Source organism: Roseitalea porphyridii (assembly GCF_004331955.1).
GTDB classification, from domain to species: Bacteria; Pseudomonadota; Alphaproteobacteria; order Rhizobiales; family Rhizobiaceae; genus Roseitalea; species Roseitalea porphyridii.
This window is the reverse complement of record NZ_CP036532.1, coordinates 625,069-646,969: the sequence shown is the minus strand read 5'-3', so window position 1 is coordinate 646,969 and position 21,901 is coordinate 625,069. Positions and strand designations below refer to the sequence as shown.

22 protein-coding genes and 1 pseudogene are annotated in these 21,901 nt (G+C 67.6%); 12 read left to right on the top strand and 11 right to left on the bottom strand.

What is annotated here, in order from left to right:
* Positions 1–2: 2 nt before the first annotated feature.
* Genes E0E05_RS03010 through E0E05_RS02995 form a run of 4 tightly spaced genes read right to left on the bottom strand, consistent with a single transcriptional unit; the run spans position 3 to position 3,463 of the window.
* Positions 3–857: a carbohydrate ABC transporter permease gene (locus E0E05_RS03010; RefSeq protein ID WP_131615372.1), complete on the bottom strand. Its 855-nt coding sequence runs from the start codon at positions 855–857 to the stop codon at positions 3–5.
* Positions 857–1,225: an MmcQ/YjbR family DNA-binding protein gene (locus tag E0E05_RS03005; RefSeq protein WP_131615371.1), complete on the bottom strand. Its 369-nt coding sequence runs from the start codon at positions 1,223–1,225 to the stop codon at positions 857–859. The genes E0E05_RS03010 and E0E05_RS03005 overlap by 1 nt, the downstream gene beginning before the upstream one ends.
* Positions 1,225–2,169 carry a carbohydrate ABC transporter permease gene (locus E0E05_RS03000; protein ID WP_131615370.1) on the bottom strand — a complete coding sequence of 315 codons (945 nt, stop codon included), beginning with the start codon at positions 2,167–2,169 and terminating at the stop codon, positions 1,225–1,227. The genes E0E05_RS03005 and E0E05_RS03000 overlap by 1 nt, the downstream gene beginning before the upstream one ends.
* Positions 2,170–2,227: 58 nt before the next feature.
* Positions 2,228–3,463, bottom strand: coding sequence for an ABC transporter substrate-binding protein (locus E0E05_RS02995; RefSeq protein ID WP_131615369.1), 1,236 nt, complete (start codon positions 3,461–3,463; stop codon positions 2,228–2,230).
* 231 nt (positions 3,464–3,694) lie between these two features.
* Here E0E05_RS02995 and E0E05_RS02990 point away from each other — a divergent pair, with 231 nt between their 5' ends.
* Together E0E05_RS02990 and E0E05_RS02985 are read left to right on the top strand one after the other, a co-directional pair.
* Complete coding sequence (locus E0E05_RS02990; RefSeq protein WP_131617868.1) at positions 3,695–4,501, top strand: IclR family transcriptional regulator; 807 nt, start codon at positions 3,695–3,697, stop codon at positions 4,499–4,501.
* A gap of 34 nt (positions 4,502–4,535) precedes the next feature.
* Positions 4,536–5,618 (top strand): ABC transporter ATP-binding protein, encoded by a 1,083-nt coding sequence (locus tag E0E05_RS02985; protein WP_131615368.1) that lies wholly within the window; start codon positions 4,536–4,538, stop codon positions 5,616–5,618.
* A 9-nt stretch (positions 5,619–5,627) separates the two neighbouring features.
* Here the strand turns inward: E0E05_RS02985 and ptsN are convergent, their stop codons facing one another.
* From ptsN to lptC, 6 genes and pseudogenes are all read right to left on the bottom strand, one after another.
* A complete protein-coding gene (gene ptsN / locus E0E05_RS02980) occupies positions 5,628–6,092 on the bottom strand; it encodes a PTS IIA-like nitrogen regulatory protein PtsN (RefSeq protein ID WP_131615367.1) in 465 nt (154 codons plus the stop codon).
* A gap of 84 nt (positions 6,093–6,176) precedes the next feature.
* On the bottom strand, positions 6,177–6,752 hold the full coding sequence (gene hpf, locus E0E05_RS02975) for a ribosome hibernation-promoting factor, HPF/YfiA family (RefSeq protein ID WP_131615366.1): 576 nt from the start codon (positions 6,750–6,752) through the stop codon (positions 6,177–6,179).
* 142 nt (positions 6,753–6,894) lie between these two features.
* On the bottom strand, positions 6,895–8,376 hold the full coding sequence (gene rpoN, locus E0E05_RS02970) for an RNA polymerase factor sigma-54 (protein WP_131615365.1): 1,482 nt from the start codon (positions 8,374–8,376) through the stop codon (positions 6,895–6,897).
* A gap of 104 nt (positions 8,377–8,480) precedes the next feature.
* A pseudogene (gene lptB, locus E0E05_RS02965) lies at positions 8,481–9,203 on the bottom strand (LPS export ABC transporter ATP-binding protein); the annotation flags it as partial.
* 107 nt (positions 9,204–9,310) lie between these two features.
* The gene (locus E0E05_RS02960) at positions 9,311–9,871 is read right to left on the bottom strand and encodes an LptA/OstA family protein (protein ID WP_210215750.1); all 561 of its coding nucleotides are present in this window, start codon (positions 9,869–9,871) and stop codon (positions 9,311–9,313) included.
* A 5-nt stretch (positions 9,872–9,876) separates the two neighbouring features.
* Entirely contained in the window at positions 9,877–10,545 is a 669-nt protein-coding gene (lptC, locus tag E0E05_RS02955; protein WP_158629258.1) for an LPS export ABC transporter periplasmic protein LptC, read from the bottom strand.
* A 213-nt stretch (positions 10,546–10,758) separates the two neighbouring features.
* Here lptC and sppA point away from each other — a divergent pair, with 213 nt between their 5' ends.
* From sppA to olsB, 10 genes are all read left to right on the top strand, one after another.
* Positions 10,759–11,748 carry a signal peptide peptidase SppA gene (sppA, locus tag E0E05_RS02950; RefSeq protein WP_131615362.1) on the top strand — a complete coding sequence of 330 codons (990 nt, stop codon included), beginning with the start codon at positions 10,759–10,761 and terminating at the stop codon, positions 11,746–11,748.
* Between the two features lie 22 nt (positions 11,749–11,770).
* Complete coding sequence (locus E0E05_RS02945; RefSeq protein ID WP_131615361.1) at positions 11,771–12,055, top strand: integration host factor subunit beta; 285 nt, start codon at positions 11,771–11,773, stop codon at positions 12,053–12,055.
* 31 nt (positions 12,056–12,086) lie between these two features.
* Positions 12,087–12,434 carry a lipopolysaccharide assembly protein LapA domain-containing protein gene (locus E0E05_RS02940; RefSeq protein WP_131615360.1) on the top strand — a complete coding sequence of 116 codons (348 nt, stop codon included), beginning with the start codon at positions 12,087–12,089 and terminating at the stop codon, positions 12,432–12,434.
* The gene (gene lhpI / locus E0E05_RS02935) at positions 12,434–13,378 is read left to right on the top strand and encodes a bifunctional Delta(1)-pyrroline-2-carboxylate/Delta(1)-piperideine-2-carboxylate reductase (protein WP_131615359.1); all 945 of its coding nucleotides are present in this window, start codon (positions 12,434–12,436) and stop codon (positions 13,376–13,378) included. The genes E0E05_RS02940 and lhpI overlap by 1 nt, the downstream gene beginning before the upstream one ends.
* Before the next feature lie 46 nt (positions 13,379–13,424).
* A complete protein-coding gene (locus tag E0E05_RS02930; protein ID WP_131615358.1) occupies positions 13,425–14,525 on the top strand; it encodes an RsmD family RNA methyltransferase in 1,101 nt (366 codons plus the stop codon).
* Complete coding sequence (locus tag E0E05_RS02925; protein ID WP_131615357.1) at positions 14,522–15,373, top strand: TrmH family RNA methyltransferase; 852 nt, start codon at positions 14,522–14,524, stop codon at positions 15,371–15,373. The genes E0E05_RS02930 and E0E05_RS02925 overlap by 4 nt, the downstream gene beginning before the upstream one ends.
* Positions 15,370–15,846 carry a signal peptidase II gene (gene lspA, locus E0E05_RS02920; RefSeq protein WP_131615356.1) on the top strand — a complete coding sequence of 159 codons (477 nt, stop codon included), beginning with the start codon at positions 15,370–15,372 and terminating at the stop codon, positions 15,844–15,846. Before E0E05_RS02925 ends, lspA begins: the two co-directional genes overlap by 4 nt.
* 52 nt (positions 15,847–15,898) lie before the next feature.
* Entirely contained in the window at positions 15,899–16,894 is a 996-nt protein-coding gene (gene acuI, locus E0E05_RS02915) for an acrylyl-CoA reductase (NADPH) (protein WP_131615355.1), read from the top strand.
* Between the two features lie 122 nt (positions 16,895–17,016).
* Positions 17,017–18,573, top strand: coding sequence for an ATP-binding protein (locus tag E0E05_RS02910; protein ID WP_131615354.1), 1,557 nt, complete (start codon positions 17,017–17,019; stop codon positions 18,571–18,573).
* Positions 18,574–18,669: 96 nt separating this feature from the next.
* Entirely contained in the window at positions 18,670–19,581 is a 912-nt protein-coding gene (gene olsB / locus E0E05_RS02905) for a l-ornithine N(alpha)-acyltransferase (RefSeq protein WP_131615353.1), read from the top strand.
* Here olsB and E0E05_RS02900 read toward each other — a convergent pair.
* A complete protein-coding gene (locus E0E05_RS02900; RefSeq protein ID WP_131615352.1) occupies positions 19,516–21,813 on the bottom strand; it encodes an NADP-dependent malic enzyme in 2,298 nt (765 codons plus the stop codon). The two genes, olsB and E0E05_RS02900, sit on opposite strands and share 66 nt — an antisense overlap.
* Positions 21,814–21,901 lie beyond the last annotated feature (88 nt).

The window sequence follows — 21,901 nt, the reverse complement described above, 5'->3', positions numbered from 1 at the left end:
GGTCATCCCTTGGTCGCGCCGAGCGTCAGCCCGGCGATGAAGTGCTTCTGCATGGCAAAGAACATGAAGATCGGCGGCAGCGCGGCGAGCAGCGAGGCGGCCGAGACCAGTTGCCACTGGTTGACGAACTGGCCGTTCAGCGAACGCACGCCGACGGTGATCGGCAAGAGTTCGTCGGACTGGATCAGCACCGTCGCCCAGAAGAAGTCGTTCCACACGAAGGTGAAGATCAGCACCGACAGGGCGGCGATGGCCGGCCGCACCAGCGGCAGGACGAGATACCAGAAGATCTTGAACTCGCCGACACCCTCGATGCGCGCCGATTCGATCAGCTCATAGGGCAGCGCCTTGATGAAATTGCGCATGAACAGCGTGCAGAAGCCGGTCTGGAACGCGGCGTGGAACAGGACGAGGCCGGTGATCGTGTCGTAGAGATCGGCGCGCACGGACAGGTCCCGAACAGGGATCATCAGGATCTGGAAAGGCACGAAATTGCCGGCGACGAACAGGAAGAACAGCGGCAGCGCCCAGCGGAAGCCGCGATAGATGGCAAGCGCATAGCCCGCAAGGCAGGCCAGCGAGATCGAGATGATCACCGTCGGCACGGTGATGCGCAGCGAATTCCAGAGATAGGTTGCCGCGTCCGACGTGCGGAACACGGTCGCGTAGTTCTCGATGAGCTGGAAGTTGGACGGCCAGCCGAACACGTTGCCGGCATTGATGTCTGCGGCGGGCCGGATCGAGGTGACGAAGATCGCCAGAAGCGGCAGCAGCCAGATGAACAGCGCGACGGGCAGCGCGACCTTGTAGGCGATCTGCGCGGACGCCGGGGCCTTTTCGATGGGTGCGGGGAACATCAGCCGGCCTCCATCGCCGGGCGCGCCGGCAGGGCGTCGCGCACCTTCCTGGGCAACTTGGCTCGGACGATGTCGTAGGACGTCTCGATGCGATGACGCAATTCGTCGCCGTCGGCATCCTCGGCGACCAGCACCCAGCTCTTGTGGAAATAGGGCGCGTGCGCGGCCGCCCCGACCTGCTTGAGCATCTCGGCGGTCTCGATGTCGGCGCACTTGACCGCAACGCCCGGCGTGATCGCGCCGATGCACGCATACATCTTGCCGGCGACCTTGTAGGCGTCGTGGCCGCCGCCCCAGGGGTCGGAGACCTCGCTGCCGGGCATGGCCGAACAGATGTCGGCGACACGGGCGCGGAAGGCTTCGCTCATCACCGGTCCCCCTTTTCGTCCTGGTACATGCGCCACAGGAAATAGGAGATGTAGATCAGCATGATGGTGAACAGCACCGTGGCGATGGCCGAGCCGTAGCCGTAGCGGAAGCCGTATTCGGACAGCGCCACCTCGTACATGTAGTAGGCCAGCACGTTGGAGGAGCCGTACGGTCCGCCCTGGGTCATGATGGCGATCAGGTCGAACGAGCGCAACGCGCCGATCACCGTGACGACGACGGCGATGAAGGTGGCCGGCCTAAGCTGCGGCAGGATGACGTGCCACAGCATGCGGAAACCCCTGGCACCGTCGAGCCGACCGGCCTCGATCTGGTCCGGGGACACGTTGTTCAGCCCGGTCAGGTACAGGATCATGCAATAGGCGATCTGCGGCCACAGGCCGGCGAAGATGATGCCGTAGGTAACCAGATCCTCGTCCCCGAGGATCGAGGGCGGGTTGGCGCCGAAGAACTCCCAGACCTGGCCGACGATGCCGAAATTGGGGTTGTAGAACCAGGCGAAGATCAGCCCGACGACGACCTGGCTGATCACGAAGGGAAAGAAGAAAAGCGACTTGTAGACGCGGATGCCGGTCACGGTCTGGTTCAGGAAAAGCGCGATGCCGAGCCCGGCGGGCACGGCCAGCATGTAGAGCACCAGCCAGATGACGTTGTTCTTCAGCGAGGTGTAGAACCGGTCGTCGTACCACAGGTCCTCGTAGTTGCGCAGGCCGATCCATTCGGCTTCGCCGAGCCCGTCCCATTCGTAAAAGGAAATCCAGATCGACTGGAAGATCGGGATGATCACGTAGATCGCGAACATGATCAGCGCCGGCGCGAGGAACAGCCAGGGCGCGATCGTCACCCGGTTGCGCCGCATCCACGAGCGCGGCTTGCGGGTGCGGGCCGGCGATCCGGCGATGGGGGGTGCGACGGCGTCGGTCATGTCCGGACCTCGCGGAAAGAAGGGGCCGGGCGCCCGGTGGCGCCCGGCCGTCACAGGGTCAGTTGTAGACCCGCTCCTGGACGCGGTCGAGGCGCTCGAGGATGCGGTCCAGGCGATCGGGGTTGATCATGAACTCCTGGAAGCCTTCCATGCCGGCCTTGGCCATCTCGGCGGGCGCGTCGCGGTCATAGAACTGGGCGATACCGGCCGCCGCGTTCAGGACCTCGAACCCCTGCTGCAGGAACTTGTCGTCGCCCACTTCGGCCTGCGAGTTGACCGGAAGCTGGCCGAGCCGCTTGTTCCACTCGGTCTGGATGTCCGGGCGCGCGACGAAGGCGAGGAACTTGCGGGCGTCCTCCTTGTTCTGGGCGTTGGCCGGAATGTGCCAGGTGTCGGTCGGCGCTTCCTCGGCGTTCGGAATGTCCGGGTTGATGACCGGGAACTGGAAGAAGTCGATCTGGTCGTCCGACAGGCCCGCATCGCGCATGGCCGCGACGGCGAAGTTGCCCATCACGTACATGGCTGCCTCGCCGTTGACGAACGGCGCAAGCGCGTCCTGCCAGCTCATCGTGGCGTGGTTCTCGATGAAGCCGCCGGCCTCCATCAGTTCGTTCCAGCGCTCGAAGGTCGCGCGGACACGCTCGTCGGTGTAGGCGACGCGGCCGGCGGTCAGATCGTTGTGGAACTCGTAGCCGTTCTGGCGCAGGTTCAGATAATCGAACACGCCGGCAGCGGTCCACAGGAACTGGGTTCCGATGGTGAAGGGCGTGATGTCGTTCTCCGACAGGGTGCGCGAGACCTCGAGCAGCTCTTCCCAGGTCTCGGGCTCTTCAAGGCCCAGCTCGTCGAAGATGTCCTTCCGATAGTAGACGCCCCACTGATAGTAGGTATAGGGCACGCCCCACTGCTTGCCGTCGATGGTCATGGACGGCATGGTCGAGGCAAGCGTCTCGTCGAAACCGTTGTCGGTCCACACGTCGGACACGTCCTCGAACAGGCCCGCATCGACGAACGGCGCCATGCGGTTGCCGGCATACCAGGACGTCACGTCGGGCGCGTCGGCCGACAGGAAGTTGCGGATCGCGGTCTTGTGGGCCTCGCGGTCGTTGATGTTGGTGATGACGTTGATGTCCGGATTTTCGGCCTTGAACTGCTCGATCACCCATTCGAACGATTCCTTGGGTGCCGGATTGAGATCGTCGTAGGTGATGACGAGATCGCGCGCGAACGCCGTGCCGGACATCGTCGCCGCGACGGCCGCGCCGATCACGGCGCTCTTGATAATGGGTTTCATCCCGATTTTCCTCCCGAGTGCGGATGGACTGCCATCCGCCGTTGCTTGACGCGCCGTCAGCGAAGACGTCGGGCGCGGTTCAAAAGCAGACAAATGCGTTCCGTCATTCCGTATAATGGAACGCAGTTTGACTATGTCGAATTATTGGGCTAACGTCGCAGCCAAGTCAAGGGCGCGGCCAGGGTGCGCCGCGTCCGGGGGAGGATGATGTCGGCGGACACTGACAGGCAGATGGCCGTGCGCCGGGCACCGGAAACGGGTGGCCGGGCGGATGTCGGCACCGGCACGCTGGGCAAGGCGATCGCGGTGCTCGATACGGTGGCGCGCGCCGACCGGCCGATGCGCTTTCGCGACCTGCGCGATGCGGTCGGGCAGCCGCCGGGAACGCTGCACCGGCAGGTCTCCAACCTGATCTCCGAGGGATTGCTGCAGGTGAACCCGGACCAGTCCTACGGGCTCGGTCTGCGGCTTTTGCAGTTCGCGGCGCGCGCCTGGTCGGGCAACCGCTTCCGCGAGATCGCCGAACCGCACCTGACCGCGCTGCACGAGAAGACCGGCGAGACCGTTCATCTGGGGGTGCTTCAGGATCTCGAGGTGATCTATCTGGACAAGGTCGAATCGCGCCAGGCGGTGCGCATGCACAGCCAGATCGGCAACGCCTCGCCCTGCTACTGCACCGGCGTCGGCAAGGCGGCGCTTGCCGCGCTGCCCCCGGCCGAGGCGCGGGCGCGGATTGCCCGGATCGGCTTCGTTCGCCACACCGACAACACGATCACCGACGCCGCCGCGCTGGAAGCCGAGGTGGCGCGTATCCGCACGTCCGGCATTGCCTACGACCGCGAGGAGCACGAGCAGGGCATCCATTGCGTGGCCGCGCCGCTTTGGTCGCACGACCGGTCGTTCGCCGCGGGCATCTCGGTGACCGCGCCGAGCTACCGGATTCCGCTCGAGCAGCTTGCCCGGTGGGAGGACGAGGTGCGCGCGGCGGCGCAGGCGATCATCACAGACATCGAAATCAAGCTCGGCCCGCGCGCCTAACCGGCCGCGGCAAGCCAATCGCGGGGGAGACGACTTGGCCGACGTTCAACTGACCAAACTGAAGAAATCATTCGGCAATGTGGACGTGATCCACGGCGTCGACCTGACCATCGAGGCGGGCGAGTTCGCCGTCTTCGTGGGCCCGTCCGGCTGTGGCAAGTCCACGCTTTTGCGCCTCGTTGCGGGGCTCGAGGAAGCGAGCGGCGGCACGGTCTCGATCGGCGGCGAGGACGTCACCGACGTCGAGCCGGCGGACCGGGGCGTTGCGATGGTGTTCCAGTCCTACGCGCTCTATCCGCACATGACCGTCGCCGAGAACATGGGGTTCGGGCTGAAGATGACCGGCTCGGACCCGAAATTCGTCCGGGAGCGCGTGCAGCGGGCGGCCGAAATCCTGCATCTCGAACAGCTTCTCGAGCGCAAGCCCAAGCAGCTTTCGGGCGGCCAGCGCCAGCGCGTGGCGATCGGCCGGGCGATCGTGCGCGAGCCGAAGGTGTTCCTGTTCGACGAACCGCTGTCCAACCTGGACGCCGAGCTGCGCGTCAGAATGCGGCTGGAGATCGCCAAGCTGCACAACGATCTCGGCGCGACGATGATCTATGTGACGCACGACCAGGTCGAGGCGATGACGCTGGCAGACAAGATCGTCGTGCTGCGTGCGGGGCGGATCGAGCAGGCGGGCGCGCCGCTCGACCTCTACGCGGACCCGGACAATCTGTTCGTCGCCGGCTTCATCGGCTCGCCAAAGATGAACTTTCTCGCCGGCACGGTCAGCGAATCGGCGAACGGCGAATCCGTGATCGCCCTGACCGAGTTCGACGGCGCCACGGCAAAGGTGCCGGTGAGCGGTACGCTGAAACCGGGCACCGAGGTGCTGCTCGGCATCCGCCCCGAACATTTCACCAGCCAGGGCACGGCGGCCATCGAGACGCGCATCGAGGTGATCGAGGATCTGGGCGGCGTGTCCTACGGCTATTCGGGCGCCGACACGGACAATCCGCTGACGATCGCGCTCGAGGAAGGGCACGGCATCAAGCCCGGCCAGTCGTTCAAGGCGCGGTTCGACCCGGCCCGCGCTATGCTGTTCGACCCGCAGTCCGAGCGCCGCATCCGCTGACGCGCGCGGTCAGGCCGCGTTCGAGGCGGGCGCGCTGACCAGATGATGATAGAGCGTGTGCGGGTCGGTGGTGGCGCGCAGCAGCGCCACCCGCGCCGGCTCGCGCATCAGCCGGGCGACGCGCGAAAGCGCCTTGAGATGATCGGCGCCGGCGTTCTCCGGCGCCAGCAGCAGGAACACCAGATCGACCGGCTGTTCGTCGAGCGCATCGAAATCGATCGGCTCGGCCAGCCGCGCGAACACGCCCGCGATCCGGTCGAAGCCGGGAAACTTGGCGTGCGGAATGGCGATGCCGTTGCCGACGCCCGTCGAGCCGAGCTTTTCGCGTTGCAGAACGGTATCGAAGATCTCGCGTGCCGAAAGCCCCGTCAGGTCGGCGGCGTGTTCGGACAGTGTTTGGAGAAGCTGCTTCTTCGAATTGGCGCGCAGATCGCCGATCACGGCGTTTTCCGCGATGATATCGCCCAGATCCATCGTCATTCCCTCTTGGGCCGTCGGCCTGACCGGCGCCGTGACCGCGTCACGACAAATCTCTTGCAGCGGGCGCGCGCGCCGTCGCTACTTCAACGTACCCGGGTCGATCCAGCCGATATGTCCATCGGGGCGGCGGTACACAAGGTTGACATCACCGCTCCCAGCATTGCGGAACACATAGACCGGAGTGTCCTGAAGGTCCAGTTGCAAAACCGCCGATGAAACCGGCATGGTGGACAAACCCATCTTGGTCTCGGCGATGACCAGCGGCGCGTAGTCCTCGGGGATGTCCTCGTCCTCGTCCTCGGGCAGCGCCTCAAGCACGCGGTAGGCATATTCCTCGACCCGGTTGGCCGCGCCGTTGGCGTGGTGGGACTTCAGCCGGCGCTTGTAGCGGCGCAGGCGCTTTTCGATCCGCTCGGCGGCGGCATCGAAGGAGGCCTGCGGATCCTGGGCTTCGCCGGTGGCCTGCAGCATGGCGCCCGAATCGAGATGCAGCATGCAGTCCGTCGTAAAACGCGACTTCGACTTCTCGACCGTCACGTGGCCCGAGGCGCGGCCGCCGAAATACTTGTCGACCGCCTCGTCGATACGGTCCTCGATGCGCGTGCGGAACGCATCGCCGATCTCCATGTGCTTTCCCGATACGCGCAGGCTCATGGTGTGTCCTCTCTAGTTGATACCCATGTTCTTGTTATGCCGGCAAACGGATAGGCGCCGGTGCAGGATCCTCCATCGGACAAGACTGATGCAATCATCAAGCGATGTGAAGGGTCAATTCGCGCGGGGGCCCGGCCCGGGTTCACGCGCCGATCAGCGCGCGGGCGCGCTTTTCGCGCCGGCGCTGCACCGAGGAGGCGATGTTCATCGATTCGCGATACTTGGCGACGGTGCGCCGGGCGATGTCGACGCCCTCGCCCCGCAACAGGCCGACCAGCGCGTCGTCCGACAGGATCTTCTCGGGCGGCTCGGCGTCGATCAGGGCGCGGATGCGCTGGCGCACGCTTTCGGCCGAATGATCGCCGCCCTCCCCTTCGGTGCCGCCGATTGCGCCGGTGAAGAAGAAGCGCAGTTCGAAGATGCCGCGCGGCGTCAGCATGTACTTGTTGGCGACCACACGGCTGACCGTCGATTCGTGCATGGCGATCTCCTCGGCGACCGCCTTCATCGTCAGGGGCCTGAGACCGCTGACGCCGGAAACGAGGAAGCCGTCCTGCCGGCGGACGATCTCCGCGGCAACCTTCAGGATGGTGTTGGCGCGCTGGTCCAGACTGCGCTCGAGCCAGTGCGCGTCCTGAAGGCACTGGGTCATGAACGATTTCTCCTCGCCGTTCAGCGCGCCGGCGGTGACGGTGGCGTAGTAGTCGCGGTCGACCAGCACGCGCGGCAGGGCATCGCGGTTGAGTTCGACCTGCCATGCGCCGTCGGCGCCGGCCCGGACCTCGACATCGTGGACGACCGCCTGGACCGGCGCGGTGTCATAGGCCAGGCCCGGCCTTGGATCGAGCGTCCTGATCTCGGCCAGCATGTCGACGAGATCGGCCTGATCGACGCCGCACAGGCGGCTGAGCGCGCGGAAGTCGCGGCGGGCGAGAAGATCGAGATTGTCGAGCAGCATGCGCATGGCCGGGTCGAGCCGGTCGCGGCGCGCGCATTGAAGGGCCAGGCACTCGGCCAGATCGCGGGCGAAGATGCCGGCCGGCTCGAAACCCTGCAGCGCGGAAAGCACGTCCGAGACGCTTTCAGCCGACGTGCCGAGCCGCTCCGCCAGCGCATCGAGGTCGGCCTCGAGATAGCCGCGCTCGTCGAGCCGGTCGGCCAGTTCGGCGGCGATGGCGGCCTTTGCCGGCTCGCGAAAGGCGAGCGCCGCCTGCGCCATCACGTGATCGCGAAGGGTCGGCTTGCCGGCGGCGAAGTCCTCGATCGGCCAGTCGCCGTCCGGGACGCCCATCGAGGGCAGGCCGGGCATCGGCCCGCCGCGCACGCGATGCCCGTCCGGCTCGCTGCGGCCCGGATCGTCGGGAAAGACGTTCTCGAGCGAGGCGTCGAGCCGGTCGGCCATGCCGGCGGCGCTCTGCGGCAGCCCCTGCGCCTCGCCGCCCCCGTCCTGCGGCTCGGCCGTCTCCTGGGGTCGTTCGAGCAGCGGGTTGCGCTCGATCTGGTCTTCGATAAACTGTTCCAGTTCGGCATGGGTGAACTGCAGCAGCCGGATCGACTGCAGCAACTGCGGCGTCATCGTCATCGACTGCGCCTGGCGCAGATTGAGGCGGGCCGTCAGCGCCATGAAAATGTCATCCTACGCGTCACTCGCATGGGCCGATCTGGCCCAACTCTTGCATGCTGCATTAAAGCGGGTTCGCGCGGCGAAGGCCAGCCCGTTCGGCGCGATCAAAGGCTGAACTGGTCGCCAAGGTAAAGACGGCGCACGTCGGGGTTGGCGATGATCTCCTCGGGCCTGCCGTGCGTGAGCACCGCGCCGGCGTGGATGATGTAGGCCCGGTCGATCAGCCCCAGCGTCTCGCGGACGTTGTGATCGGTGATCAGAACGCCGATGCCGCGCCGCGTCAGATGCCGCACGAGGCCCTGGATGTCGGAGATGGCGATCGGGTCGACGCCGGCGAACGGTTCGTCGAGCAGCATGAAGGCGGGATCGGACGCCAGCGCCCGGGCGATCTCGCAGCGCCGGCGTTCACCGCCCGAAAGGGAGATCGACGGCGACTTGCGCAGATGGGCGATGGAGAATTCGTCGAGCAGCGCGTCGAGCTTGCGGGCCCGCGCGGCGGTATCGGGTTCGACGACCTCGAGGATCGCCATGATGTTCTGTTCGACCGACAGGCCCCGGAAGATCGACGCTTCCTGCGGCAGATAGCCGATGCCGAGGCGCGCGCGCTGATACATCGGCATGGCGGTGACGTCGTGTCCGTCGATCAGGATCTGGCCGGCATCGACCGGAACGAGGCCGGTGACCATGTAGAAGCAGGTCGTCTTGCCCGCCCCGTTCGGGCCGAGAAGGCCGACCGCCTCGCCGGCGCGCACCGCCATCGACGCGCCGTCGACCACCTTGCGGCCGCGATAGCTCTTGGTCAGGCCGCGCGCGACCAGCGTTCCGGTCATCGACGCGCTGCCGGCGGCGGGCGCGGCTGCCAGTTGCGCGGGCACTGTGTCACCGGCGCGCCTGAACATCGACCACAAGCTCCGCCCCTTCACCGCGCCGGCCGTCAACGGTTCTGCGGCTGGATGAGGATTGTCGGGCGCGAGGCGGCGTCGGCGCAGCCCTCGAGCCGCGACCGGTTGGCGCGCATGTCGACCGTCAGCCGGCAGCCGGTGGCGACGTTGCCGTCCTCGGAGAGCGTCACCCGCTTGCCGGTCAGGGTCAGCACTTCGGTGCCCATGTCGTAGGTGCCGGCCTCGCCGGTGGCGACGCGATTGCCGGCCTGGATGTTGACCCCGCCGCTCGCCTCGAGTCGGTCGATCTGCGAGGCGCCGGCGGCCGTCGTCGCCGCGCCGCTTCCGTCGCGGACATAGTGGATGACGAGCCGGCCGGTGCGCAGCACCGTCTCGCCCTGGACGACGCGGACATTGCCCTCGAAGATCGCAAGTCCCTGATCTTCCAGCACTTCGAGCCTGTCGCCGTCGACCTGCACCGGACCCTCGCCCGACAGGTTGAAGTCGCCGCCGGCGAGCTGGGCGGCGGCCGGGAGCGCGAGCGCCCAGACCAGCATGGCCGCCAGGATCGGCACGATGATGCCGGCGCCGGCGCGCGGCGATGATATGTGCATGTGTTTCATTCCGTTTCGGCCCGCGCTGTGATGGCCGAGGGCTCTATCACCACGCTGACATTGTTTTCAAACACCAGCCGCTTGCCCGCGTCCTCGACCGAAAGGCTGTCGGCGACGATCTGCGTGCCGGGCTGGCTGACGCGCACCGGCTGGCGGGTGACGAAACTACCGGCGCCGACGTCGATCTCGGCCTGCGAAAACTGGGCGCGCAGGCCGGCTGTCGTTTCGAGCACCGCCTCGGCGTCCAGCGTCAGCTTGTTGGAACTGGGGTCGAACGTGCCGCTCTCGGCGGTCAGGAAGGCGGTCGAGCCGTCCTCGAGCTCCATGTCGGCGCTGATCTTGCGCAGGCTCAGCGTGTCGCCGCCGATCGCCTGGCTGGCCGACTGCGCCGACACGCGATAGGCGCGCTCGTCGGGCGTGAAGCCCTCGAGCCGTGGATCGCCGATCACCAGCCGGCCGTCGACGATCGCCCGCGAGGCAAGCTCGATGTCGACACCGGGCAGCAGCAGCCGCGAGGCGACCATGACCGCGACGACGACCCCGGTCACGGCAAGCGCCATCGCGGGCACCAGCCAGCGCAGCACGCGCACCCGCGCCGAATGCCGCGCGGCGCTGGCGAACCGGCGGCTCCTGTCGGCGCGCGACCGGCCGTCATGTGGCGGTGCTGGCTGCATCTTCGGTTCCTGGCCCCTTGTCGCCCTGTCGCGCCGTTCCCTGCCCCGCCGCACGGCGCGGCTCGTCGCCATACGGGACCGACGCGTCCGATCCTGCCCGAGGTGACTTTCGGCAGGCTGGATTCCCGTGCGGCTGCGCATAGTTTCCCATTGTGGTCGTTTTTGGATGTGCTACTCGGTGCCCGCCGGAGCACGAACGGAGATGAAAAGCTCATGGAACCGTTGCGCGCGGACGACATCATAGACCGGCAGTGCCTGCGCCGGAAGGTCACGTTCTGGCGCATCGTCAGCGCCGCGATCATTGTCGTGCTGCTGATCGGCGTCGCCGCCAGGTTCAGCGGCGACCGGTTCGGCGAGCAGACCCGCCCGCACGTGGCCCGCATCGACATCGCCGGCACCATTACCGGCGACGAGCGCACCCTCGACCTGATCGAACTGGTCCGGCAGAGCGAGCGCGTCGAGGCTGTGATCGTGCGGATCGATTCGCCGGGCGGCACAACGGCGGGAAGCGAGGCCGTCCATGTCGCCTTGCGCAAGCTGGCCGAGGACAAGCCGCTGGTGGCGCAGGTCGAGACGCTGGCCGCATCGGGCGGCTACATGGCCGCGATCGCCGCCGACCACATCGTCGCGCGCCATTCCTCGATCGTCGGTTCGATCGGCGTGATCGTGCAATATCCGAACTTCACGGGCCTGCTCGAGGACTGGGGCATCGACGTACGGGCGATCAAGTCCTCGCCGCTGAAGGCCGAGCCCTCCTTCTTCGGCGAACCGCCCGAAGGCGCCGAGGAAATGCTGCGCGAACTGGTGCTCGACAGTTTCCAGTGGTTCAAGGACCTTGTCGCCGACCGGCGCGGGTTCGATGCCGAAACGATCGACCGGCTGGCCGACGGTTCGGTCTATTCGGGCCGGATCAGCCTCGACAACGGGCTCGTCGACGCGCTCGGCGGCGAGGAGACCGCGCGCGCCTGGCTGACCGAGCAGGGCGTCGACGAGGATCTGGAGACGATCCAGTGGGAACGGCGCGAGGAGAACATCGGCTGGCTGTCGCTGGCGGCGGTGGCGCGGAACGTCGCGTCAGGCCTCGGCCTGTCCGGTCCCGGCCCGGTCGTCGCAAACGCGCTCGAACAAAGGCTTTTCCTTGACGGTCTGATCTCGCTTTGGCACGCTGACGGCCTGTTCCCGCCGGGCGTCAGTGACCGGTGACCGCAAGCCCGCGAGCGCTCCCATGATCAAGTCCGAACTCGTGCAGATCATCGCCAACCGCAATCCGCACCTCTACCAGCGCGATGTCGAGAACATCGTCAACGCGGTGCTCGACGAGATCAGCGGAACGCTGGCCGAGGGCAACCGCGTCGAACTGCGCGGCTTCGGCGCGTTCTCGGTCAAGAACCGACCCGCCCGCGAGGGCCGCAATCCGCGCACCGGCGAAAAGGTGATGGTCGAGGAGAAGTGGGTCCCCTTCTTCAAGACCGGCAAGGAATTGCGGAACCGGCTGAACGGCATTAAGTAGGTCGGACCCGGAGCGAACCGCCGAGCCGCCCATGCTGCGCCGCATATTCAACGTCCTGATCCTGATCCCGCTGGCGATCGTGCTGATCGCCCTGACGGTCGCCAACCGCACCATGGTGCCGCTCTCGATCGACGTGTTCAATCCGGGCAACCCGGCGCTGACCTACGAAGCGCCCCTGTTCGTGTGGCTGTTCGGCGCGCTGGCGCTTGGTGTGGTCTGCGGCGGCGTCGGCACCTGGCTGACCCAGGGCAAGCACCGCAAGCAGGAGCGCACGTTCAAGAAGGAAGCGCAGAAGCTGCGCTACGAGGTCGAGGAGACCAAGCGCAAGTCCGGGCAGGACAAGGGCACGACAGGCCAGTCGCTCGTCCTGCAGCGCTGATGAGGATCATCTCCGCCGACGATGTCGATGCGGCGCTCGACTTCCCGGCGCTGACCGACGCGCTCGCCGAGGCGTTCCGCGGCGGCGTCCATGCGCCGCCGCGCCATCACCACACCATCGCCAACAACGAGGCCGACGACCAGACGCTGCTGCTGATGCCGGCCTGGAACGACCGACACATGGCGGTCAAGCTGGTCGCCGTGACGCCCGACAACGGCACACGCGGCCTGCCCGCCGTGATGGCTTCGGTGATCCTGATGGACAAGACGACCGGCGAACAGGTCGCGCTGATCGACGGCGCCCGGCTGACGCTGTGGCGCACGGCGGCCGCCTCGGCGCTCGCCGCGCGCTATCTGGCGCCGGCCGAGCCCGACACGCTGCTGATCGTCGGCGCGGGGGCGCTGGCGCCGTTTCTTGCGCGCGCCCATCTGAGCGTCCGCCCCTATCAGCACGTTCTGGTCTGGAACCGGTCGCAGGAGGGCGCCGACCGGCTGGCCGCGGCACTGCGCGATGAAGGTCACAAGGCCGAGGCGGCCGCCACCGGCAGTCTCGACGCGGTGGTCGGCGCGGCCGACGTGATCAGTTGCGCGACGCTGTCGACCGAGCCGCTGATCAGGGGCGAAAAGCTGCGGCCGGGCACCCATGTCGATCTGGTCGGCGCGTTCACGCCACACATGCGCGAGAGCGACGACGCCTGCGTGACGCGTGCGACGCTGTTCGTCGACACCTATGCCGGGGCGCTGCACGAGGGCGGCGATCTGGTCCAGCCGATCAATGCCGGACTGATCGAACGCGGCCATGTGCGCGCCGAACTGATGGAACTGACGAGCGGCGACCACCGGGGGCGGACATCGGACGACGAGATCACGCTGTTCAAGTCGACCGGCGCATCGCTCGAGGATCTGGCGGCCGCGTCGCTGATCGCCGAACGGTGCGGGCTCTGACGGCACGCCCTTCACAAGACCGCGCAAACCGGACATATCCGCCGTCATGAGCAAGGACCGAGCCCCCAAGGGCCGCAGCAAGCGGCCGCAGGCGCGCCCCCGGGGCGAGGCCAAGCGCCGCGACGGGGCGTCACGCGCCGACCGGTCCGGCTTCCGGCCAAAGCCCAAGCATGCGCAAGCGACGACCGATGTGGCGGTCGGGGCCCGTCCGCCGCGCGAACGGCGTTCCGGCGCGCGTCCGGCCGAGACCGTGCCGCTGATCCTTCAGACCGAGGCCGACGCCGATTACGCGCTGCTCGACACCGGCGACGGGCTCAAGCTCGAACGCTACGGCCCGCTCACGCTGGTGCGGCCCGAACAGCAGGCGATATGGGGCAAGGCGCTGCCGGAGGCGCAATGGGACGCGGTCGATGCGATCTTCACCGGCGACACCGACGAGGAAGGCATGGGCCGCTGGCGCTTTGCGCGCGGCGATCGCGGCGAAACCTGGCCGATGGCCTTCGACGGCGTCGGCTATCTCGGCCGGTTCACCTCGTTCCGCCATGTCGGGGTGTTCCCCGAACAGGCGGCGCACTGGCGCGCCATGCGCGGCGCGATCGAGGCCGCCGACCGGCCGCTGAAGGTGCTCAACCTGTTCGGCTATACCGGTGTCGCCTCGCTGGTCGCGGCGGCCGCCGGAGCCCATGTCACCCATGTCGATGCGTCCAGGAAGGCGATCGGCTGGGCGCGCGAGAACCAGACCCATGCCGGCCTTGAAGACCGGCCGATCCGCTGGATCTGCGAGGACGCGATGAAGTTCGTCCTGCGCGAAGGCCGGCGCGGCAACGATTACGACATCATCCTCGCCGACCCGCCCGCCTACGGGCGCGGGCCGGCCGGCGAGGTCTGGCAGCTCTTCGACCATCTGCCCGACCTGCTCGACGGCTGCCGCGCGATCCTTTCGGACCGGCCGGTAATGATGGTGCTGACCGCCTATGCGATCCGCGCTTCGATGTTCGCCGTGCACGAGGCGATGATGGAGGCGATGACGGGGTTCGGCACCGAAGGCCGGGTCGAATCGGGCGAACTGATCATCCGCGAACAGGCGGCCGGACGGGCGCTGTCGACCTCCATGTTCAGCCGCTGGACGCCGGAGCGCGCATCATGAACAGGCCCGCCGGCGCGCCGGGCCGCGTCAAGGAAATCTCGAGCGCCGCCAACCCGATCGTCAAGCAGATCAGGCTGCTTGAAAAGAAGCGGCACCGCGAGGAGACAAACAGCTTCCTCGCCGAAGGCATGAAGCTGATCATCGATGCGATCGACAATGGCTGGAGGCTGAAGACGCTGATCCATGCCGCCTCGGCCAGGGACAACGAGGCGGTGACGAAGCTCGCCGCGCGGGCCGTCGCGCTCGGGGCGGACGTGATCATCGTGCCCGAACGCGTGCTCGGCCAGATCACCCGGCGCGACAATCCGCAGATGGTCGCCGGCGTTCTGGAACGGCGCTTCGCCGATCCGGCGCGCCTGTCGCCGGGGCCGGACGATGTCTGGATCGCGCTCGACCGCGTGCGCGATCCGGGCAATCTGGGCACGATCATCCGCACCGCCGATGCGGGCGGCGCCAGCGGCGTGATTCTCGTCGGCGAGACGACCGATCCGTTTTCCACCGAGACGGTGCGCGCCACCATGGGTTCGATCTTCGCGGTGCCCTTGGCGCGCATGGACACGGACCGTTTCGCCGGTTTCGCCGGCCGGTGGCCCGGGCAGATCGTCGGCACCCATCTCGAGGGATCGGTCGACTACCGCGTGCCGGATTATGAAAAAGGGCCGATCCTGCTCCTGATGGGCAACGAGCAGGCCGGGCTGCCCGGCGATCTCGCCGCGATGTGCACGACGCTGGTGCGCATTCCGCAGTCCGGGCGCGCCGATTCGCTCAATCTGGCCGTCGCCACGGCGCTGTGCCTTTACGAGGCGCGACGGCACGCCTTTCCGATCTCAGACGGGGCACGGTCATGAAGCGCCTGCCGACCGCCATCGCCACCGTCGGCGCCATAGTCGCCATCGACCAGGCGATCAAGATCGGCGTCGAGCAGCTGATGGACTATCAGGAGCGCATCGCGCTGCTGCCCTTCCTCGACCTGTTCCTGACCTACAATCCGGGCATCGCCTTTTCGATGCTGTCGGGCCTGGGCGCCGGACCGCTGATCGCGATCAGCGTGGCGGTGTCGGCCTTCGTGACCTGGCTTTGGGTCTCCAGCCCGCCTGAACGGGTGATCGCCCATTTCGGCTTTGCGCTGATCATCGGCGGGGCGATCGGCAATCTGATCGACCGGGTCCTGTACGGCCATGTGATCGATTACTTCCTCTTCCACACGCCGGGCTGGTCGTTCGCCATCTTCAACCTGGCCGACGCGGCGATCACCGTCGGGGCGGGGCTGGTGATCCTCGACGAACTGCTGCAGTGGCGGTCGGGCCGGAAGGCCGATTGACGCGGGCAGACGCCCGCTGCACCTTCGGGCACGACCAATCGGGGAGATGATGATGGCGCAAACCTTCAAGGCGATCCTGGTCTCGCGCGACGACGACAAGAACCAGCATGTCGACATCGCCGAACTGACCGACGCCGAACTGATGGAAGGCGACGTCACCGTCGCCGTCGAGGCGACCACGGTCAATTACAAGGACGGCCTCGCCATCACCGGAAAGTCGCCCGTCGTGCGCCGCTGGCCGATGATCCCCGGCATCGATTTCGCCGGCACGGTCGCCGCCTCCGAGCATCCGGACTGGAAGGAGGGCGACAAGGTCATCCTCAACGGCTGGGGCGTCGGCGAGACCCATTACGGCGCCTATGCGGGCTTGGCCCGCGTCAACGGCGACTGGCTGATCGCGCTGCCGGACGCGCTGACCCCGCATCAGGCGATGGCGATCGGCACGGCCGGCTACACCGCGATGCTGTCGGTGCTGGCGCTCGAACGGCACGGCATCACGCCCGAACGCGGCCCGGCAATCGTCACCGGCGCCAACGGCGGTGTCGGAACGGTCGCCATCTCGGTCCTGTCCAAGCTCGGCTACGAGGTCATCGCCTCGACCGGCCGGACCAGCGAAAGCGCGTTCCTGACCTCGCTCGGCGCATCGGAGATCATCGACCGGGCCGAACTGTCCGAGCCCGGACGTCCGCTCGGCAAGGAACGCTGGGCGTCCGGCGTCGATTCGGTCGGTTCGGTGACGCTCGCCAACGTGCTGGCGCAGACGATGCAGGGCGGCGCGATCGCCGCCTGCGGGCTCGCCCAGGGCATGGACCTTCCGACGACCGTCGCGCCGTTCATCCTGCGCGGCGTGTCGCTTCTGGGCATCGATTCGGTGATGGCGCCCCGGGCGCTGCGCGAACAGGCCTGGGCGCGGCTCGTCGAGGATCTCGACATGGTCAAGCTGGAAGCCCTGTCGCGGACGATCGGCTTCGGCGAGATCATCGACACCGCCCACGCCATTCTCGAAGGCCGGGTGCGCGGCCGCGTGGTGGTCGACATGGCGGGCTGAGGCCGCCTTGCCCGGCGATCGGTCCGTCGTGGCAAATCGCAGCTTCCATCGCAACGGCTTGATAACCATGGCCGCGTACCCTCCGGCGGACGGAAGGTTCCGTTCGGTGGAAGGCAAGCGACATGAGCGACGACAAGACCTCGAAATCGCAGTTCCTGGCGATCGTCAGCCACGAGATCCGCACGCCGCTGAACGGCATCGTCGGCATGGGCAAGCTGCTCGCCGACACGCAACTCACCGCCGAACAGCGCAACTATGTCGAGGCGATCACATCGTCGTCCGAGGCGCTGATGCTGCTGGTCAACGATCTGCTCGAGTTCGGCCGCAGCGGCGTCGACAACAGCGCGCCGGCCTTCAGCCACACCGATCTGCGGGCTCTGACCAGCGGCGTGATCGAACTGCTTGCCGGCCGGGCCCACGAAAAGGGCCTGGATCTGAGCTACACGATCGCGCCGGGCATCCCGCTGACGCTGCGCACCGACGCCAAGGGGCTCAGGCAGGTGCTGTTCAACATCGTCGCCAACGCGATCAAGTTCACCGCCGAGGGCGGGGTCGAGGTGGCGATCGGTCACGCCCCGTCGGCCGATGGCGGGCGCGCGCATGATCTGACCGTCTCGGTCACCGACACCGGCCCGGGCGTGCCGCCCGAAAAGCAGGCGACCATCTTCGAGCCGTTCGAGCAGGTCGACATGAGCCTGGCGCGGCGGCACGAGGGCGCCGGGCTCGGTCTCGCCATCGCCAAGCGGATCATCGACCGGCTGGACGGCACGATCGCCTGCAGCAGCCGAAGGGGCGAAGGCACGCGCTTCGACATCCGCGTTCCGGCCGGCATCGATCCCGCGCTCGGGGTCGATCCGGAGACCGATGCGCTCTCGGGCACCCGCTTCTGCCTTTACATGCGCCAGGGCTCGGAAGCGGACATGCTGGCCGGCGCGATCGCCGCCCATGGCGGCGCTGTCACGCGCGCCGCCGACCGGCTTGCGGCCGTCGAGGACATTGGGCGCGCAAGCGGCGCGACCCTCCTGATCGACAGCCGTCTCGAACGCGACCTGACCGGGGCGCTCGATCTTGCCGACCGGGTGGCGGCGAACGGCGCCCATGCGGTCATCCTGATCGAGCCGCAGGAGCGCGGCACGCTGGGCGCCCAGTTCAAGGCGGCCGGCCACGCCTTCCTGACCCGGCCGGTGCGCGAGACGAGCCTTCTCCGCGTTCTCCGGCGCGCCGTGGAGGCCGAGGCGGCCGACCGGCGCCTCGCGCCGGAGCCGCGCAAGCCGTTGGTGCCGCTGCGGACCGGCCATGTGCTGCTCGCCGAGGACAATCCGGTGAACGCGCTGCTCGCCGCCAAGATCATCGAACGGGCCGGCCATTTCGTCACCGTCGTCGAGAACGGGCAGCAGGCCTTCGAGAAGATGAGCGCGCCCGACGCTCCCTTCGACCTCGTGCTCATGGACGTGCACATGCCGGTGCTCGACGGCGCCGAGGCGATCCGCCTGTTCCGCACGCACGAGGACGCCCATGGCGGCGAGGATCGCCTGCCGATCGTCGCACTGACCGCCGACGATGACGCCGAACTCGGCCAGGCGATGATCGCGATCGGCGCGCAGGACGTCATCCACAAGCCTCTGACGGTCGAGCACCTGCAGCGTTTCTTCGGGGTCAGGGACGAACGCGCCGCCTGAGGCAACCGGCCGCCTCGCGCCGCCCCGCGATCCGTGTCATACATCCGTCATCGCGCGGTCATATCCGCGTCCGGATCACGCAATCGGGCATGTGCGATGGGCATCACCGAGCTTGCCGATAATCGTCCGCTGCAAAGGCAGACACCGACACCGGTCGGCATTCTGGGCGAAATCGGGCCCCTTAGAGCCCGTCTGGCCGTCGGCGACAGGGAAATCCGTGCGGCGCAGCGTCTGCGCTACCGCATCTTCACCGAGGAGTTCGGCGCCCGAATCGGCGCATCCGAGGTCGACGAGGATGCCCACGACGCGATCTGCGATCATCTGATCGTGCTGGACTCGCGCATCGCCGGCACCGACGCCGACCGGATCGTCGGCACCTATCGCCTGTTGCCGCAACACCGGCTCGGCGGCGAAGACAGCTTCTATTCGGAGGCGACCTACGAGATCGGCCCGCTGGTTGCGCGCCATCCCGGCCGGCACCTGCTCGAACTCGGCCGGTCCTGCGTGCTGCCGGACTACCGGTCCAAGCGCACGATCGAGCTTCTGTGGCAGGGCATCTGGTCCTATTGCCGACAGACGGGCATCGACGTGATGTTCGGCTGTGCGTCGTTCGCCGGGGCGGCGCCGCAGGACCACGCCATGGCGCTCGCCTTCCTGCATCACCACGCGCGCGCCGACGGCGCCTGGGCCGTTTCGGCGCGGGATGGCGTGCGTGTCGACATGAACATGATGCCGCCCGAGGCGATCGACCTGAAGGCGGCCATGGGCGCCCTGCCGCCGCTCATCAAGGGCTATCTGCGGCTCGGCGCCCGGTTCGGCGACGGCGCGGTGATCGATCACGAGTTCGGCTCGGTCGATGTGCTGGTGGTGCTGCCCGTCGAGCAGATCAGCCCGCGCTACCTGACCTACTACGGGGTCGACGCGAACCGGTTCGCGGCGCGCTCATCCGCCGGCATTGTAGGCGGCGATGGCGGCCATGTTGACGATGTCGGTGTCGCGCGCGTTTAGCGAGACGATCTGAACGGACTTGTTCAGCCCGACCAGCAGCGGCCCGATGACGGTCGAGCCGCCCAGTTCCTGCAGCATCTTGGTGGAGATCGAGGCCGAGTGGAAGGCCGGCATCACCAGGACGTTCGCCGGCGCCGACAGACGGCAGAACGGGTATTGCGCCATCAGTTCGGCGTTCAGCGCAACGTCGGCGGCCATCTCGCCATCATATTCGAAATCGACGCGCCGCCGGTCGAGGATGCGCACCGCATCGCGCACCGAATTGGAGCGCTCGCCCTGCGGCTGGCCGAAGGTGGAATAGGCGAGCATGGCGATGCGCGGCTCGTAGCCGAGCCTGCGGGCCATGCCGGCGGCCTCCTCGGCTATGTCGGCCAGTTCCTCGGCGCTCGGCATGTCGTGCACAGCGGTGTCGGCGACGAGCACCGTCCGGCCACGGCACAGGGCGAGCGAGACGCCGACGACGCGGTGGCCGGGGCGCGTGTCGATCACCCGGCGCACGTCGGTGAGCGCGGTCGCATAGTTGCGCGTGACGCCGGTGACCATGCCGTCGGCATCGCCGAGCGCCACGGCGGTCGCCGCGAAGATGTTGCGGTCGTTGTTGACCATGCGCACGCAGTCACGGAACAGATAGCCGTCGCGCTGCAGCCGCTCGTAAAGATGATCGGCATAGGCGCCGGCCCGGTCCGAAAGGCGCGCATTGACGATCTCGATGTCGTCGCGCGCCAGATCGACGCCGGCATTGCGGGCGGCCTCGGCGATCAGGTTCTCGCGGCCCAGAAGGATCGCCGTGCCCAGACCCTGGTTGACGTAGGCGACTGCGGCGCGGACCACCTGCTCTTCCTCGGCCTCGGTGAAGAACATGCGCTTGGGCTGGCGCCGCACGCGGTCGAAGATCCGCTGCAACGTGGCCGCCAGCGGATCGCGGCGCGCCGACAGTTCCACCTTGTAGGCGTCGAAATCTTCGATCGGCCGGCGGGCGACGCCGCTCTCCATCGCGGCCCTGGCCACCGCCGCCGGGACCGCGGAGATCAGGCGCGGATCGAACGGCACGGGGATGATGTAGTCGGGCCCGAAGCGCGGCCGCGTGCCGCCATAGGCGATGGCGACATCGTCGGGCACGTCCTCGCGGGCGAGCGCGGCCAGCGCGTGGGCGGCGGCCGATTTCATCGCATCGTTGATCGTCGTCGCCTGCACGTCGAGCGCGCCGCGGAAGATGTAGGGAAAGCCGAGCACGTTGTTGACCTGGTTGGGATAGTCCGACCGGCCGGTCGCCATGATCGCGTCGTCGCGGATTTCGGCCACCTCCTCGGGCGTGATCTCCGGGTCGGGATTGGCCATGGCGAAGATGATCGGATTGTCGGCCATCGAGCGCACCATGTCGGCGTCCAGCGCACCCTTCACCGACAGGCCGAAGAAGACGTCCGCTCCCTCCATCGCGTCGGCGAGCGTGCGCCGGTCGGTGGCAACCGCGTGCGCCGACTTCCACTGGTTCATGCCGGTGCCGCGTCCCTGATGGATGACGCCCTTGGTGTCGCACAGGATGACATGGTCGTGCGGCACGCCCATCGCCTTGACCAGTTCGATGCAGGCGATCGCCGCCGCCCCGGCCCCGTTGCAGACGATCCGGATGTCGCGCAGCGACCGGCCGGTCAGGTGCAGCGCGTTGATCAGGCCGGCGGCGGCGATGATCGCGGTGCCGTGCTGGTCGTCGTGGAAGACCGGAATGTCAAGCGCCTCGCGCAGCCGGTCCTCGATCATGAAGCAGTCGGGCGCCTTGATGTCCTCCAGATTGATGCCGCCGAAGGAGGGGCCGAGCAGGCGCACGCAATTGACGAACTCGTCCATGTCCTCGGTGTCGACCTCAAGATCGATCGAATCGACATCGGCGAAGCGCTTGAACAGGACCGCCTTGCCCTCCATCACCGGCTTGGAGGCGAGCGCGCCGAGATTGCCCAGGCCGAGGATCGCCGTGCCGTTCGAGATGACCGCGACCATGTTGCCGCGCGCGGTGTATTCGAAGGCCGCCTCGGGCCGTTCCGCGATCGCCTTGACCGGAACCGCGACGCCGGGCGAATAGGCCAGCGACAGGTCGCGCTGGGTCGCCATCGGCTTGGTCGGCGTGACCTCGAGCTTGCCCGGCCGGCCGCGCGCGTGGAACTCGAGCGCCTCGCGCTCGCTCACCGCCGGGCGCTTGTCCTGCGGGGACTGCGGCGGACGGTGGGCCTTGTTCATGGGACGGTTCCTGGCGAATGGCGCGGCTTGTTTGGGAAAAGACTGTGTAGTCCCTGTCGCGCCGGCCTGCAAACACGCATAAACTGGC